This is a genomic window from Bacteriovorax sp. BAL6_X (assembly GCF_000443995.1).
In the GTDB taxonomy this organism is placed as follows: Bacteria; Bdellovibrionota; Bacteriovoracia; order Bacteriovoracales; family Bacteriovoracaceae; genus Halobacteriovorax_A.
Map to the genome: position 1 here is coordinate 430,221 of NZ_AUMC01000010.1, position 15,696 is coordinate 445,916.

The window sequence follows — 15,696 nt, forward strand, 5'->3', positions numbered from 1 at the left end:
GGAGGCTTTTTTATTTGCGCTTTGAAAGGATAGTTTTAATTACATATAGAAGTAAGGTTAATATAATTATTTGAATTGGTGTGGTGCTAATCCTTTCAAATATAATAGAAGCTGCAAGACCAAGTAGTGCAGCAATTATAGCAGTCGGTAGTAATGTTAATGTAGCCTTCTTTTCACTTTTAAATGATGAACCTAGAACTAGTGCTGGAAGCATTAAAAAACTCATCGTATAGAGAAATCCAAGGACATATAAGGACGTAATTAAGGGAATCGTAAACAGAAATAACTCAATAAGAGAGTCCTTTGTTCGACCTAGAACACTTATCTCAAAAGTTCTCTTATTAATTGACTTGGCCATTAATTTATAAAGAATTCCAAAGAGAAAAAATGCTGAAATGGCCAAGATATTTTCAAAACCTGAGGCCGTTACCATATTGCCAAAGAAGCCAATGCTCATATGTGAGTCGAGTTGTGGAAAGTAGCTAATAAGAAGATATTGTAGGGACGTTAGAACAAGGTATCCTCCCACCATAAAATTATTCTTCTTATCATTCTTAATCTCTAGTTTATAAAGAGCATATTTTCCTGCTGCAAAAAGGGTATAACTACATAGAAAGCCAGAGTATTGATCATGGAAATAGAGTTTTGCTACAAGATTTCCAAGCATGGCAAGTTGTGAAAGAAGGAAGATTTCTAAAATATTGCCACGAGAAAAGAAATGCTTACCAATTTGAGTCAGTCCTGCTGCCGAAAAGGCCGCTACAATAAATGAGAGTTTGTAAAAGGCAAAGAGACTAGTCATGGCGCTTCACCTCGAGGACCTTTAATCGATTCTCTGGTATATCGATGACATGATGACTCACAAGAATGATAGAAATTCCTAAAACCGTACTAACTTTAATTAAAAGATCAGAGACAATCTTAATTGAGTCCTTGTCGAGATGATTAAATGGTTCATCTAGGATAAGAACTTTCGTATTCTTTGTTAGACGAGTTAAGATCATGACCTTTTGTTTCTCCCCACCACTTGCATTAATCCATCTCTTTTTTCTTAGAGAGTCTGTGATAAGCTCATTACTTGAATCCATGGCCTCATAAAGATCGTGGATTTCTCCAATTGTGTATGAGAAGTTTGTATTTGGGTTTGTTATTTGTGGAAGGTATGAAATTGCATATTTAGGGATCGTCCAGTTATAAGAACCAGATATTTTAGGGATTGCCCCCAGAATCGTCTTTATTAGAGTTGTTTTCCCACTTCCATTAGTACCTTGAATATAGAGGATTTCACCAGCACCTAGGCTTAGGTTAATGCCACTTGAAAGTGGGGATTTGTGGCCAATGGCCAGCTCTTCTATATTGAGGTAGCAGTGTTTCATTATTTAGCTTTAACCTTAGCATTCTCAAGGATATCTTTAGCGATATAGCTAAGTAGATCTTCGTAGGTTTTAACCTTGCCTTCCTTTTCAATACTAATTGGGACGCGGCTTACATGAATTCCACTCATTTCTTGAAATTTATCAGTTAAATTCTTTGGAGAAGTTGTAGCAGCAAGAGCAAGTGAGACACCTTTTTGTTTGGCCTCAATTGATACTCTAGCAAGTCGCCCTGCTGAAGGTGGAACACCTGGAACAGATTCAATGGCACCAATATTACTTATTCCAAATTCATTTAAGAAGTATGAAAATTCACGGTGGTACTCCATGAATTTTAAATTTTTAACATTCTTAAGTTGATTGGCTATTTTTGATTTAAGTTTGTTGATATCTTTTTTCGTATTTTCAAAATTATTTAAATAGTAGGCAGCGTTCTTTGAATCAATATCAATAAGAACATTTAAGACTGTTTCAGCACCTTGAAGAAAAGCTGTTGGCCCTAGATGATAGTGAGGATTTCCTTGTGGATGTACATCTCCGTGCGAACGATCAATTTTTCCTGTTGGAACATCTAGTGCTTTTACTGTTTTTCCTGTTTCGCAGTATCCTTTTCCTCCTGGTTGAATCTTTCGATTACCTGAGCGAGTAAGAATCTTTGGCGCCCATCCGACCTCAAGGTCAAGTCCTACCATACAAAAGATATCAGCATTTGCGGCCTTTGCAATAAAGTGAGGCATGGCATCGATATAGTGTGGATCTTCAGTCCCGTTAAGAAGTGATTCAACTTCAACTTTCTCGCCACCAATACGTTGAGCAAGCCAAGCGATATCTGTTGTTGTCGTTATGACCTTTAGTTTTGCCATTGCATTGAAACTAAATGCTAGAAATAGAATTATTATGATTTTAGAATTCATGGGCCGGATGACTCCCTAAAATAAAGATAAACTGTAGTGATAAACGTGTATCTTTTGCTGTTGTCGCACCTTCTTCTCGGTCAAATTCGTGTGAAATTGTTGGACGTATCTTTGCAAACTCACTCGATGTATATGTTGTTTGAAGAAGAGCACCATAGCTAATATTATTAATTTTCTTTCCTGTTAATGAGTTTCTCTTTGAAAGATCTTTAAAAGCATCGAGGCGAAAACCAACACTCGTTTGGGCTCCTGTTGCAAAGTCATTAAAGACATAGAGACCAACTTGTTCTGTGATGTCACCATCTATATCTTTTTCACTCTTATACCAAAGTTCAGATTGGAGAAGGTAATTTAAGGTTTTTCCTTCTTTCCACTTTCCTGTTAAGTCAATTCCCGCAAGCATCATTTGATTATCTTGTGCATCTGTGCGGCCAAGATAATTTAAACCGAACTCCATTCCATTAGTTGTACTAAATGGAAGGAAGCTTGAGAGCCTTGTGTAGTGAGTAGGGGACTTTGGCTTACTACCTGCTGTGTGAGAGTGTCCATAACGATGGCCGCTAGTTACACCAACAGTTAGATTCATATTCATACTAGAGGGGATAAGGTAATTATATTCAACTCCAGCATCAAAGACACCTTCTTCTGCAAAGAATGTACGATGAACTTTTGGGGCCCTTGTAAATGCCCAGTCATGTTGATGAAAACGATTTAATCGTCCTACTCCAAGGAAGAATTGCCCAACCTTCAGGTTAGAGCGTGGAATTAGTTTTGAAGTTGCAATATAGAGTTCGTGAAGTTCAAATACTGTTTCACCATTTTCATCGTGAGCAGCAGCACTTAAAACTCCATCGAATTGATGATCAATAGGAGCGTAGAACATAAACTCACCCACTCTTGTGATAAGTTTATCTTGCGCTTGACTATCTTTATTTATACCTTGTTCATAGACAAGATCTCCAGCAACAGAAATTTCTAAACCTGTTCCTAAAATTGCGTATGAAGAATAACTAAATGAAACTAGTATTAAGTAAAATAATATTTTAATCTTATGCATTTGAAATGGCCTCTAAAGGTCCCTCTAAAATTATGACTTGAGACTTATCGCCTTCAAATCCCCAGAATGTACCACTTGCACGTCCAACACCAAGCCAGACATCAAAAGCGAAGTCTTCGCTATTGTAAAGACAGTCACCATCAAATGTGCATTCCTCTGCATCACTGTGTTCACCGTTGTAGTCCCAAACGAGGTGGTGAATATCTGTGTGATCATTATGAATATCGATATCAAGATCGATTATTTCGATATTTTCAAATTGAGATAATTCGACTGTGTCAGTAAGTCCGTTAAGTGTCATCTCTAATGTTACAACACCATTTGCTCTAGTGAATGTGTAGACAACACCACCACTTAATTTCTTTGAAGCAAAGAAGTAGAACTTAATAGTCTCTCCATTATTGAGCTTAAATTTTGTTCTAAAACTATGCCCTGAGTTTCCTCCGTTATCGACAGTTCCACTTAAAAGATAGCGGTTGTCTCCGGACTTAACAGCGTCAAGACCTCCTACCAACTCAGCAGAGTTTGGAAGTAGGTTAGCACCTGTATTTGATCCGCTAAGCTCACCACATGAAATGAGTAGTGAGCTTAGAATAAAAATTGAAATTATATTGGCGATATATTTCACAACTTCTCCAAAGGCCTTTTATTAAAGTGAAGGCTCGTTTTCACCACTTAGTCTGTAGTGGCAGCTGAAGTCTGCTTCATGACCATGAGTGTGGCAAAGAACGTAGATTGTTTGAGTTTTACCTGTAATGTTGTAATTAATTTTTGTCCAAACATCAGCGCCGTGATCATGGTCATCTGCTTTTGCTAGGTGATGGTGACCATGGTCGTGGTCGTGATCATCTTCAATGCTAAGCCATACTTTTACAGCTTCAACTTTTGAAAGGTCATTTCCTTTGCGACTTAATGTTTTTTCAAATTTAGAAAGCGCACTTTGATTTGCTGCTTTTATATAGTCTAGAGTAATCTGTGCATCTTTATGTTTGTGATCATCACCTTGAGTGTATGATTCTTCATGACATGCGGCCACTGGGCCATGGTAGTGACAACCATAAGTGATATTGATGTCGTGCTCATTAAGGACACTAACAACAACTTCATGACCTTCTAATTCTGCATTCCAAGCGATGATTGAATCTGCTCCAACTTCAATTGAAGCTTCTGTGAGGGCAGTCTCAGTTGTTTCAATAATATTTAATCCATTAAGTTCTGATGCGTTTACATTAGTAATTAATAGTAGTGAGATTAGCATTGAGAATAGTTTCATATTTTCTCCGTGTTTTTAGCTAGTTATTAACTTTGGTGAACAATTTCTACCATTGTAGGGATCTTATTGCAAGTAGTTTGCAATAAGGTTGGAGTGAGATTGATACAATGTGTAAAATTGATTACAATGGATAGGCTATATAATGAAGTTTGAATATTTGAGAGATGTATATAATGAGTAGAGTTCAGGACTTAATTGAAATTCTTAAATCCCGTGGCCTAAGAATTACCCAGGCCCGTCAGGGGGTTGCTGCTGTTCTTGTGGTAAGTGAAGAGCACCCGTTAACGCCTGAAGAAATCTTTCAATCAATTAAAAAGTCTGATGAGTTTCAATGTGACCAGGCCTCAGTTTATCGAACTCTCTCTTCTTTTGAGGAGTTGGGAATAGTTAAAAAAAGTATCTTTCAAGGTGAGGCCGCAAGGTACTCTCTTTGCGGATGTGCCGAACATGGGGATGATCATGATCACCACCACCATCACGAACATTATTTTAAATGTAATAGGTGTAATAAGATTGAGCCTCTTGATGGCTGCTTTCTTTCAAAAAAAGAAGAGGAGTTGAAGAAGGCCGGTTACACTGGACTTAAACATCATATTGAAATAACGGGAATTTGTCCTAGTTGCTCTTAGGAAATAAAAAAGCCTCCGTAGTGGAGGCTTTCTTTTATATGCTGATTAAGCTTTCGTAATTGTCATTTTAAGATTCTCATCATCAACCTTAAATTCATGATCTAAAGTCTCACTGCTAACATTTAGTGAGTTAGCAAGAGTTTCTTTTGTGATGTAATCAGTGTGAGTTTCAATTGCTTTTGCAAGAAGTTCTGTAGCAGCAAAGCTAACTTCGATACGATCTTCAACATTGAAACCAGAATCCTTTCTTGTTCTTTGGATTCTATTAACAACCTCACGAGCAAGACCCTCAAGGATCAGATCCTCTGAAAGATTTGTGTCGATATCAATTGAGATATAACGATTAGATAGGGCCTGTGTTCCTTCTTTCGCTTCTCTAAAGATTAGAATATCAGACGGTGCAAAAGTTTCACCTGCAAGCTCAAGGCTTCCTTTTTCTTCTAATTCACTAAGTTCGGCCGCACCAAGCTTTGAGATCATTCCCATAAACTTACCAAATTCTTTTCCAAGACGTTTTCCTAGAACTGGTGAGTTTGGTTTCGCGTAGAGCTTGATGTAATTATCTTCATCAGTTGTGTACTCAACAGATTTAACGTTAAGTTCTGATTGAATATAGCTTTCAAGTTTTTTGATTTCATCAAGGAGCGCTTGGTCTTTGTGAATAACACTTAGACGAGCAAGTGGTGTCTTAACCTTGATTTGTACTTGATTACGCTTTTGACGTCCAAGTAAGATAATCTGTTGCATTCTATCAACTGCATCTTCTAGTACAGAGTTCTTTAGTTCTGTGTTTGCAACAGGGTAGTCACATAGGTGAACTGAAAGAGTTTCTTCGCTTGAATCAAATTTCTTAAGTTCAGCGAAGATATGCTCTGATAGGAATGGCGCAAATGGTGCCATGGCAATTGTTACTTCTTTTAGCGTTGTATATAAAGTTGTGTAAGCTTGCTTCTTGTCCGTTGTTAGTCCTTCTCCCCAAAAACGAGAACGGTTTAAACGAATATACCAATTTGTAAGATCTTCAATGAAGTTAAAAAGCGCTGGGACAACATTGTACAGTTGGTACTGTGCCATTTCCGCTTCAATATTCTCTTTTAGTGTTTGTAGCTTTGAGATAACCCAGTTGTCAGTGATGTTGTCACCACTTTCTGCGTGCTCGTTAAAATTCCACCCATCAATTGATGCATATGTTTGGAAGAATTTAAAAGAGTTTTGCCATGGCAGTAGGGCACGACGAACCATGTCCTTAACACCTGCATCGGTAAAGCGTTGTTCTTCACCTTTAACGAGACCTGAGTTGATTAGGTATAGTCTTAGAGCGTCTGAACCGAATTCTTCCATTAGCTCATCTGGAGCTGTGAAGTTTCTTAGAGACTTACTCATTTTCTTCCCATCTTCAGCAAGAACTAAACCGTTAACGATAACGTTCTTGAAAGCTGGCTTATCAAATAGGGCAGTTGAAAGAATTGTTAGTGTGTAGAACCAACCACGAGTTTGATCAAGTCCTTCAGCAATGAACTCAGCAGGGAATCCATTTTCAAACATTTCTTTATTATCAAATGGGTAGTGAAGTTGTGCGTATGGCATTGAACCAGACTCAAACCAACAGTCGAAAACATCTGGGATACGCTTATACGTTCCTTCTTCACCTTCGATTGTAAATGTTACTTCATCAGTGAACTCACGGTGAAGATCTGTAAGTTCAACACCTGAAAGATCTTTTAGCTCTTCAATTGAACCAAGGCACTTCATGCTTCCTGTTTCATCGTTGATCCAAACTGGAAGTGGAGTTCCCCAAACACGAGTACGAGAAACGGCCCAGTCACGAGCGTTCTCTAACCACTTACCAAAGCGACCTGCTTTGATATGTCCCGGTACCCAGTGAATTTCTTTGTTATTAGCTACAAGTTTGTCCACGATCTCTTCTACTTTTACATACCACTGAGGGATTGTGCGATAGATGAGTGGAGTTCCTGAGCGGTAGCAGAATGGGTAGCTGTGCACGAGGTTTCCGTGATCGTATAACTTTGTATTATCTTTTAATGCTTTAATGATTTCTTTATCAGCGTCTTTTACATACTTTCCTGCGTATGCTGGAACTTCCTTTGTGAATTGGCCAGCATCATCGATTGGGCAAACTTCGGCCATCATACCAGCTTCTTTACAGATTCTATTATCGTCTTCACCAAACGCTGGTGCTTGGTGAACAATACCTGTCCCACTATCAGTTGTTACGTAGTCGTCATTAAAGATTGTAAACGCACCTTCTGCTTTAAGATTAGCGAAGAAGTCAAAGAGTGGCTCATAAGTAAGACCGAGAAGCTCAGTTCCTTTAAAAGACTCACCAACAACTTCAAGGTTACGCTTCTTAGCGAATGCCTCAACTCTAGCTTCAGCAAAGATAATTGTGACACCACGATCGTTGTCTTTTACGCGTACGTAGTCGATATCTGGGCCAACACAAAGAGCAAGGTTTGAAGGAAGAGTCCATGGAGTTGTTGTCCATGCTGCAACATAATCAGCACCTGCTTTTGCGGGATCATCTAATTTAAAAAGAACTGTGATGGCCGGATCTTGCACATCACGGTAATCAAGACCTGCTTCAAAATTTGAAAGTCCTGTACCAAGGCCTGTTGAGTAAGGAACAACTTTTGTTCCCTTATAAACCATGTCCTTATCCCAAAGAGACTTAAATACCCACCAACATGATTCCATGAAAGTTGGGTCCATTGTCTTATAGTCATTGTCGAAATCAACCCAACGTCCAAGTCGAGTAACTGTTTTACGCCACTCCGCTGTGTAGCGATCAACAATCGAGCGACATTCTTGGTTGTAACCAGCAACACCAAGTTTCTCTAGTGCTTCGTGTGCTGTCATTTCAAGCTTCTTATTAATTTCTTGCTCAATCGGAAGGCCGTGCGTATCCCATCCAAATCTTCTTTGAACGTAGCGGCCTTTCATTGTCCAATATCTTGGAACGATATCCTTTAAAGTTCCCGCAAGTAGGTGACCGTGGTGAGGAAGGCCTGTGGCAAATGGAGGGCCATCATAGAAAATATATGGCTCTTTCTCTTTTGTTTGTTCTAGTGATTTTTGGAAGATTTCATTCTCTTCCCAAAATTTTAAGACTTCATGTTCTGTGTTAACAAAAGAAAATTGTCCGTTATCCTGACTCATCGTATCAACCTTGTCTGTTATAGTTTTGTGTAAATTAATATTTGGCCCAAAATTTATCACGAAACCTATGATTTTGACAGTTTGGATAGGGCATAAAGTGCCGAAAAAGTCTCAATTTCTTACAGATTTAGGGCCAGTGGCCGAAATTGTCGATAAAGTTCATGATGCTACGTATTTTATTGATTTTAACTATTACACTTTCAACCCTCGCTGGGCCTTCAGATCTTGAAACTAAGTTCAAGGATGATAGAAAGTCCCTAATTAGGTGGGATCAAATTAAGGCCAAGAAATGGTTAGACTTTGATGAGTGGAAAGAAGAGCTACGCTTTAAGGAAAGTTACCCTTTATGGCGTGACCTTGAAAAAATCTCGGGCATTGATGAAGAAATAGGTCGTGTCATAAAATGCGTAGGTGAGTGTACTCTTTTTAGAGCTCTTGGGAATAACCAAGTTGGATACCGATCACTTATAAAAGAAAATGATGATATTGAAACAGGAGTTGATAGCTATCTTTGGCTTATGCTCTTTGACGGTACCCTTATTCGCATGGCCCCTGAAAGCTCAATTTCACTTAAAGAAATGAATGTTCTAAAAAAAGAAGTTTTTTTCAATATTCGAATGAATGTCGGAAATATTCTTCTAATCTCACGCTCAAAAGAAAAACTTGCGGATCTCGAACAAAGAGATACAGATGCAGTTTTCTTTCCATTACCTATTAATAAAACGAATCCTGTCGTATTTGATAAAAATGTTTCAATGAACGAATATCTTTTTAAAGATGGACTACGTTATAAGTCTCGTGCTCGCTTCATTAATGAGGCCATTGAAAAGAATAACAAGAGTGTTGTGAGAAAGAGTCGATTCTTTATTCAGTCGCCACTTTATTCTTTTGAGGCCTACGCTCCATCATTTGAAACATATGTTTCAATAGGTGGTGATAGCTACCTAAAGTTTAGAGATGAAGAGCAACTTGGTTATAAGAATGAATTCGCAACGACTCCTAAAGTAAATCTACGCGGCTATGAAAATGATAGTTTTGAAGATCTAGAATATGGAAGCTGGTATAAGTTCTCATTCATTAATCGCAATATGTTTGTCACTAAAGACACTGAAGTTTTAAGTCAAAATGAATTATTTACTAAGCGTATTTATGGGATTTACTACACTCGTGAAATCTTTTTGGAGCGCTACGGAAAGCCTCTATTTGCTGAAGGTAATGAAGTTCAGCTTGCAAGAAATTTTGGCCTAAGACTGTGGAGTAAAGAAGAGCTTAAGAAGCGTCTCGATTTTTTATGGACTAACGTCAGGGAAGTTGAAACGACTAATCTCGCTATTGCTGATCGCTATCGAAAATCTGTCTTAAGTCGTGCCAATCGTCGCGATAAAGAGGTCTTACGAAAAGATTTTTACACGAAGGCGCAAGAAAGTTACTATAAAGTTGGTGCGATGGAGAATGCGAGAAGTTATTTTCCAAAGCTTAATTCTGAAAAACAAGAACTATGGAAGAAGTTAAATGGTATCTACACTGAAATTTATCCTGGCCTCAGGAAGTCCACGTCGCAAGGAACTACTCTCTTGGATGAAAGTTCCGATTCAAATTAAACCATCTGATGTTGAAGAAATAACAACGAAAGTACATCCTAAAGATATTGTTGAAGAGTTGGCCGAGCTAAAAGGGCGAGACATCTTTTCACAAGAGTTTCCCAAAGATGACAATGTCTTTGTTGTCGCTTCTGACACTCTTGTGGCCCTTGGTGATAAGGTTTTAGGAAAACCAAATGATCGAGAGCATGCAAGGCAGATGTTATTAGAGTTGTCTGGGAAAGAGCATGATGTTTTCACTGCTGTTTATATGGCATGCGGTGATAAAGAATATACTTTTTCTAGATGCTCAAAAGTTAAATTTACAGATATCTCACCGGAGATCTTAGATCTCTATCTTGAAAGTGATGAGGCACTCGATAAGGCCGGATCATATGGAATTCAAGGACAGGGCCTTCTCTTTGTTGAACATATGAGTGGCTCATATTCAAATGTTGTCGGTTTTCCTCTTGCTGACTTTATTGCTGAGATGAAAGCCTTTCTTGATGAGATGGGTCTTGATAGCAAGAATTGGAGAGAGTTATTCGTATAAGTGATTTTCTACATTCAAAAAAATTAAACTTCACTACTATTTCAAGTTGTGAAGAAGAATTGGTTTTGGAGGTTGAAGTCTGGGCGAAGCCTGGTGCAAAAGTTGAAAAGGTAAGTGTTGCTGAAACTGGACAACTTATTGTCAGCACTCAATCACCACCAGAGGATGGTAAGGCCAACGCCGGTATTGTAAAGCTTGTTGCAAAGAGATTTGGCGTAGCGAAAAATCAGGTTCAACTTACCTTTGGGCTTCAATCGAAGTTTAAAAAAATGGCCATAAGCTTCGTCTTTGCGCATAATAAAGATAGTGAATATTACTTATCAAAGATAAAGAAGGCCCTAAATTGAAATCAGTTTTAATGACTCTTTTATTCATACCGACTCTGACTATTTATGCTCAAGCAGAAAAAGGTGAGACTCCATCTGAAAAAGAGATGAGTAAGGCCATGTACGCAAAAATCGAAGAGGTGAAGAATATCCCACCAAAGGATTATGTGACAAAAACTCAGGTCATCAGAAAGGAAATTGATAAGTATGTTGAGCTTAAAAAAGGTGTTTGTTCTGGGGATTACTCGACATTTGTCTTAGATCATAAGGATATCGAATCGAGTCAGCATAAGTTAACGAAGATAGAGAAAGATCTATGCTACCGAGAGCTAAGAGCTTTTCAGGTTACTTATATCAATAATTTATTCATTGCCAAAAAGAATTACCTAAACCATTTACATGATGAAAGGCTAAAGAAATTAGAAGAGATACGCGAGGAAACTCTACGTAGCTTAAAAGCTACGTACGACAAGCAGCTAATTTCGCCTAAGCGAAACCGCAAGAGAAGATAAGTAGGAAGAAAGCTGTAAGCTTATTTCTTATTCCGCGTCTTCTTGAGTTGCTGTTCTACCAAGAACTGCGCGAGTTGGTCTTAAGCTTCTCACTTTTAAAAGTGATTTTCTTGGCTTAAGTGAAGCTGACTTACGAAGAGTCTGCTGCTTAATTTGCCCAATTACGCTGTTGTTAGTATTAGACGATAATTTTTCATTAGATGTTTCTTGTGATGACATCTCCATCTCCTTATTAAACGATTAAAGGTTAAAAAATCACTTACCTTAATCGTAATAAGATTCAAGAGACTCCAGAACTCAAATCCGATTAGGTAAGTAGTTCATCTACTCGTAGAAAAACTACTCTCAATGGTCACTCCGTGACAAAGTTTAATAACTTAAATATCTACTCGGCACAATCTCGCTAGAAATTAAGCCTTTCCAAATATTTTCCAATTATATCACGAGGTTAGAAATGGTGCAACACAGCTATCACTAAGGGATTTGGGCGTCAATGAAAATGCATTAACCACTTGTAATTACTAAATAGATAAGGCAAATTACTACTATATTAATTATAAGGATGGGCCGTGAATCGCAAAAAAATATTGGCAGTGGTGGTATTGTTCATAAATTTAGTTTCTTGCTCAAGTATCAAGAAAGTTGCCACGAATCAGATGGGGGATATGATTTTTGAAACATCTGAAGCCGTTTTTACTGAAGATAATTGGGACTTATTTGAGTCGACAATTAATAGCAATATTAAATTAGTTGAAAACCTTTACGCTGCTGATCGAGAAAATCCTGAATTCATTGTAACTCTAATGAAGGCCTATAGTGGTAAGGCATTTGCCATTGACGAAACTTACTATCTTAAGGATCAATTACAAGAACGATCAAATTCAAAGTATCGCACAAGTGCATTAGCAAACTACACACGTGCTCTTAAATACTCAGCTCTATTTTTTAAAGTGAAGGGTTTCAAAGATTTTGATTTTACTCGCTATATTTCATCGCCTGAGGAATTTCAAAAATTATTAAATGAGAACTTCAGCGATGATGCCACAGATATTGAAGGTGTTTTCTATACAGGACAAACACTTGCCGCAATTATTAATCTTCAAAGAGATAATATGCGTGCCGTAGCTTATCTGCCTCTTGCAAAAGTGATGTATGACTGGTCATGTGAGAAGAATGCTAACCTTGCTCAAGGGGCTTGTGATATCTTCAATGCTTCTTATGCAGCTTCAAGACCACGTGGTCTCGGCGGGGATCCAATTAAAGGCAAACGCTTATTTGAAGAGGCCATCCAAAAGTGGCCAAATAATATGCTCGTTAGACTCTCGTATATTCAATTCTATGCAGTACCTATGTTTGAAGAAAATATTTACCGTGTGCAAAAGTTAGAAATGAATAAATTTAACAGAGAAAATATGGAGTCAACTTATTGGAGTGGTGGAAAAGTTGAACTACCAAAAGTTGATTACAATAACCTATTTAATTTAATTGCACGTAAGAGATTAGAAATAATTGAAGGCTTAGAAGACGAGATCTTCTAATTGGAAAAATTATGTCAAAAATGAAAGCACTACTAATTCTATTATTAACGACTAATGTTATGGCCCTGACTTTGAAAGTTGGTGTTCTAACTCCCGAAGGAACGAATTGGGCGAAGAATTTAAAGAAGATGGCAAAGGCCATTAAAAAAGAAACTAATGGTGAAGTAAAAGTGAAATTCTACTTTGGTGGATCACAAGGAGACGAGCCTGATGTTTTAAGAAAGATTCGAGTTGGTCAACTTCACGGTGGTGTTTTTACTGCAAAGACATTAGGTGATATCAACGGCGATGTACGTGTTGTTGAAATTCCATTTAACTTTTTTCATAATCGCAAAAAGGCCCTTAAAACTCTTGATGACTTAACACCTTTTTTAAATAAGAAAATTAATGAAAGTAATTTTGTTAATCTAGGCTTCTTTGATATTGGAATGGTTTATTTTGTTTCAAAAACAAAGATCTCTTCAATCGACAGTCTTAAAGGTGTAAAAATTTGGTCTTGGGAAGGGGATCCATTAGTCGAAACAATTCTAGAAGAAATGAAGCTTGTATCAGTTCAGCTTCCTCTTCCAGATGTTCTCTCATCACTTTCTACTGGTATTATTGAGGCGGCTTATGCCCCGCCATTAGCGATTCTTTCAATGCAATGGAATACAAAAGTAAAGTACCTAATCGATTTCCCTCTAACAATGTCTGTTGGGGCGTTTCTAGTTAATGATAAGGTATTTAAAAAGATTTCACCTGAAAATCAAAAGAAGGTTCTTAGGATTTCTAAGAAGTATATTGATCTTGTAAAGGCAACGAATGAAAAAGATAATCAAGATGCTCTCGATCTAATGAAGGCATCAGGTGTTGAATTTGTTAAATTCAGTGAAGCAGATATCAAGCGTGGCCATGAAGTTCGTGAAGTAACAATTAAAAAACTTAAGGGAAAGCTATTCTCTGAAGAAGCTTATCAGAGGTTAGAAAAGAGCTTAAAAGCTCAGAAGTAAGTATGATACAAAAAGTAGAAGAAGTTACAGATCAGGTTGTTGGTTGGCTCGTTGTAGTCAACGTTGCTGTTATGCTAGGACTAAGTGTCTTTGCCATTATCTTGCGTTGGTTTGATATTTCTTTTTCTTGGGTCGATCCTATTGTTCGCCATTTGGTTTTTGCTCTTGCTTTCTTAGGAGCAGCTCTTGCTAGTGGTAAGTCGAGGCATATCTCAATCGAAATTCTACCAAAATACTTGGAGAGTGAAGGTAAGTATCGTTCTTTATTCTTTTTAAGAAAGCTGACACAATTATGTATTATTGTGGGAACAACTTGGCTCATTGCCTCAGGTGTTCAGTTCTATAATGTTGAAAAACAATTTGGAAATTTAACTTCACTTGGTCTACACTCATCTGTTTTAGTTGCAATTATTCCATGTGGATTCGCTTTGATCTTCTTTCGTACGATCTTGGCCTTTTTGAATTTTAAGGAAGAGTATGAGCCTCATAGCAATTAGTATTGCCGCACTTATTTTGGCACTAATTGGAGTGCCTTTATTTGTCGTTCTAGGCGGACTTGCACTTGCTGCATTCTTTCACAGTGGTATAGAGCCTTCGGCAGTTTCTGTTGAAATTTACCGGCTGGCATCTGCTCCAACAATTTTAACGATTCCACTTTTCACCTTTGCAGGTTATTTACTTGCTGAATCAAATGCACCAAAGAGATTATTTCGTTTCACAAATGCACTTCTTTCTTGGATGCCTGGTGGTGTTGCGATTGTAGGACTTGTACTTTGTGCCTTCTTTACCGCCTTTACTGGGGCAAGTGGGGTAACAATCGTTGCGCTTGGTGGACTTATTTATCCGATTCTTATGAATCGTGGCCATGATGATAAATTCACGATGGGGTTTATCACGACTTCGGGATCTTTAGGGCTACTCTTTCCGCCAAGCTTACCAATTATTCTTTATGGAATTGTAGCTGGTGTTGATATCGATCAACTCTTTAAAGCTGGAATTGTGCCAGGGATGCTTCTTATTATTGGACTTGCAATTTATTCAATTTTAAAGGCCCCAAAAGAGAATAGTGAAAAAGGGAAGTTTGATCTAAAAGAGGTTTTAGTTGGACTTAAAGGTGCGGCCTTTGAGTTATTTTTAGTACCGGCAGTTCTTGTAGGAATTTACGGTGGGGTTGTAACAGTAACTGAAGCTGCCGCCTTTACTGCATTTTATATTTTAATGATTGAGTGCTTTGTCTACCGTGATCTTAGCTTTACTAAAGATGTCCCAAAAATTGTTGTGGACTCAATGACCATGGTAGGTGCTATCCTCATAATCCTCTGCTGTGCACTTGGACTAACAAATTTCTTAGTTGATGAAGAGATTCCAAATCAATTATTTGGTGCCTTCAATCATATCCTTACGAATAAATATGCTTTCTTAGCATTTTTGAACATCTTCCTCCTAATCGTAGGAAGTTTAATGGACATTTTTAGTGCGATAATTGTAGTTGTCCCACTTATCTTACCGCTGGCGCAAGAGTTTGATATTCATCCAATTCACTTGGCCATTGTCTTTTTAACAAATTTAGAAATTGGTTATATCACTCCTCCTGTGGGGATTAACTTGTTCATTAGTTCGATTCGATTTAAAAGACCTATTACTGAACTATATCGCTCGGCCTTGCCATTCCTCTTTATTTTACTAATTTGTTTGGCCATTATTACCTATGTTCCTGCTCTTAGTCTTATCTGGGTAAAATAAAGAGGATGAATATTTTTAAATACTTACAAATT

General features: G+C 37.7%; 17 protein-coding genes. 9 read left to right on the forward strand and 8 right to left on the reverse strand.

Annotated elements, in window-relative coordinates; genetic code table 11:
- Window positions 1-10: 10 nt before the first annotated feature.
- From M902_RS12620 to M902_RS12645, 6 genes are read right to left on the reverse strand one after another with little or no spacing between them, the layout of a single operon-like run.
- Window positions 11-802 (reverse strand): hypothetical protein, encoded by a 792-nt coding sequence (locus tag M902_RS12620; RefSeq protein ID WP_021267912.1) that lies wholly within the window; start codon window positions 800-802, stop codon window positions 11-13.
- Complete coding sequence (locus tag M902_RS16135; protein ID WP_021267785.1) at window positions 795-1,376, reverse strand: ABC transporter ATP-binding protein; 582 nt, start codon at window positions 1,374-1,376, stop codon at window positions 795-797. Before M902_RS16135 ends, M902_RS12620 begins: the two co-directional genes overlap by 8 nt.
- On the reverse strand, window positions 1,376-2,287 hold the full coding sequence (locus M902_RS12630) for a metal ABC transporter substrate-binding protein (RefSeq protein WP_021268681.1): 912 nt from the start codon (window positions 2,285-2,287) through the stop codon (window positions 1,376-1,378). The genes M902_RS16135 and M902_RS12630 overlap by 1 nt, the downstream gene beginning before the upstream one ends.
- Complete coding sequence (locus M902_RS12635) at window positions 2,277-3,344, reverse strand: hypothetical protein (RefSeq protein ID WP_021268586.1); 1,068 nt, start codon at window positions 3,342-3,344, stop codon at window positions 2,277-2,279. The genes M902_RS12630 and M902_RS12635 overlap by 11 nt, the downstream gene beginning before the upstream one ends.
- On the reverse strand, window positions 3,337-3,972 hold the full coding sequence (locus M902_RS12640; RefSeq protein WP_021268593.1) for a hypothetical protein: 636 nt from the start codon (window positions 3,970-3,972) through the stop codon (window positions 3,337-3,339). The genes M902_RS12635 and M902_RS12640 overlap by 8 nt, the downstream gene beginning before the upstream one ends.
- Window positions 3,973-3,993: 21 nt before the next feature.
- Window positions 3,994-4,617 (reverse strand): hypothetical protein, encoded by a 624-nt coding sequence (locus tag M902_RS12645; protein ID WP_021268668.1) that lies wholly within the window; start codon window positions 4,615-4,617, stop codon window positions 3,994-3,996.
- 173 nt (window positions 4,618-4,790) lie between these two features.
- On the opposite strand from M902_RS12645, the gene M902_RS12650 reads away from it, so the two are divergent.
- Window positions 4,791-5,246, forward strand: coding sequence for a Fur family transcriptional regulator (locus M902_RS12650; RefSeq protein ID WP_021268271.1), 456 nt, complete (start codon window positions 4,791-4,793; stop codon window positions 5,244-5,246).
- A 45-nt stretch (window positions 5,247-5,291) separates the two neighbouring features.
- Here M902_RS12650 and ileS read toward each other — a convergent pair whose 3' ends face one another.
- On the reverse strand, window positions 5,292-8,423 hold the full coding sequence (gene ileS, locus M902_RS12655) for an isoleucine--tRNA ligase (protein ID WP_021268426.1): 3,132 nt from the start codon (window positions 8,421-8,423) through the stop codon (window positions 5,292-5,294).
- A 161-nt stretch (window positions 8,424-8,584) separates the two neighbouring features.
- Between ileS and M902_RS12660 the strand changes: the two genes are divergently transcribed.
- The 4 genes from M902_RS12660 (at window position 8,585) to M902_RS12675 (ending at window position 11,394) form a co-directional block, all read left to right on the forward strand.
- A complete protein-coding gene (locus M902_RS12660) occupies window positions 8,585-10,024 on the forward strand; it encodes a hypothetical protein (protein WP_156979850.1) in 1,440 nt (479 codons plus the stop codon).
- A complete protein-coding gene (locus M902_RS12665) occupies window positions 10,002-10,556 on the forward strand; it encodes a nucleoside triphosphate pyrophosphatase (protein ID WP_052607435.1) in 555 nt (184 codons plus the stop codon). Before M902_RS12660 ends, M902_RS12665 begins: the two co-directional genes overlap by 23 nt.
- Window positions 10,557-10,621: 65 nt before the next feature.
- Complete coding sequence (locus tag M902_RS16140) at window positions 10,622-10,903, forward strand: DUF167 domain-containing protein (RefSeq protein ID WP_021267926.1); 282 nt, start codon at window positions 10,622-10,624, stop codon at window positions 10,901-10,903.
- The gene (locus M902_RS12675) at window positions 10,900-11,394 is read left to right on the forward strand and encodes a hypothetical protein (protein ID WP_021268374.1); all 495 of its coding nucleotides are present in this window, start codon (window positions 10,900-10,902) and stop codon (window positions 11,392-11,394) included. Before M902_RS16140 ends, M902_RS12675 begins: the two co-directional genes overlap by 4 nt.
- 27 nt (window positions 11,395-11,421) lie before the next feature.
- On the opposite strand, the gene M902_RS12680 is transcribed toward M902_RS12675, so the two are convergent.
- Window positions 11,422-11,613: a hypothetical protein gene (locus M902_RS12680; RefSeq protein WP_021268392.1), complete on the reverse strand. Its 192-nt coding sequence runs from the start codon at window positions 11,611-11,613 to the stop codon at window positions 11,422-11,424.
- 350 nt (window positions 11,614-11,963) lie between these two features.
- On the opposite strand from M902_RS12680, the gene M902_RS12685 reads away from it, so the two are divergent.
- Genes M902_RS12685 through M902_RS12700 form a run of 4 tightly spaced genes read left to right on the forward strand, consistent with a single transcriptional unit; the run spans window position 11,964 to window position 15,664 of the window.
- Window positions 11,964-12,932 carry a TRAP transporter TatT component family protein gene (locus M902_RS12685; RefSeq protein WP_156979853.1) on the forward strand — a complete coding sequence of 323 codons (969 nt, stop codon included), beginning with the start codon at window positions 11,964-11,966 and terminating at the stop codon, window positions 12,930-12,932.
- Between the two features lie 11 nt (window positions 12,933-12,943).
- Window positions 12,944-13,921, forward strand: a complete 978-nt coding sequence (gene dctP / locus M902_RS12690) for a TRAP transporter substrate-binding protein DctP (RefSeq protein WP_021268386.1) — start codon at window positions 12,944-12,946, stop codon at window positions 13,919-13,921.
- Between the two features lie 2 nt (window positions 13,922-13,923).
- Entirely contained in the window at window positions 13,924-14,418 is a 495-nt protein-coding gene (locus tag M902_RS16145) for a TRAP transporter small permease (RefSeq protein ID WP_021267802.1), read from the forward strand.
- Entirely contained in the window at window positions 14,399-15,664 is a 1,266-nt protein-coding gene (locus M902_RS12700) for a TRAP transporter large permease (RefSeq protein ID WP_021268686.1), read from the forward strand. The genes M902_RS16145 and M902_RS12700 overlap by 20 nt, the downstream gene beginning before the upstream one ends.
- The last annotated feature ends 32 nt before the right edge of the window (window positions 15,665-15,696 follow it).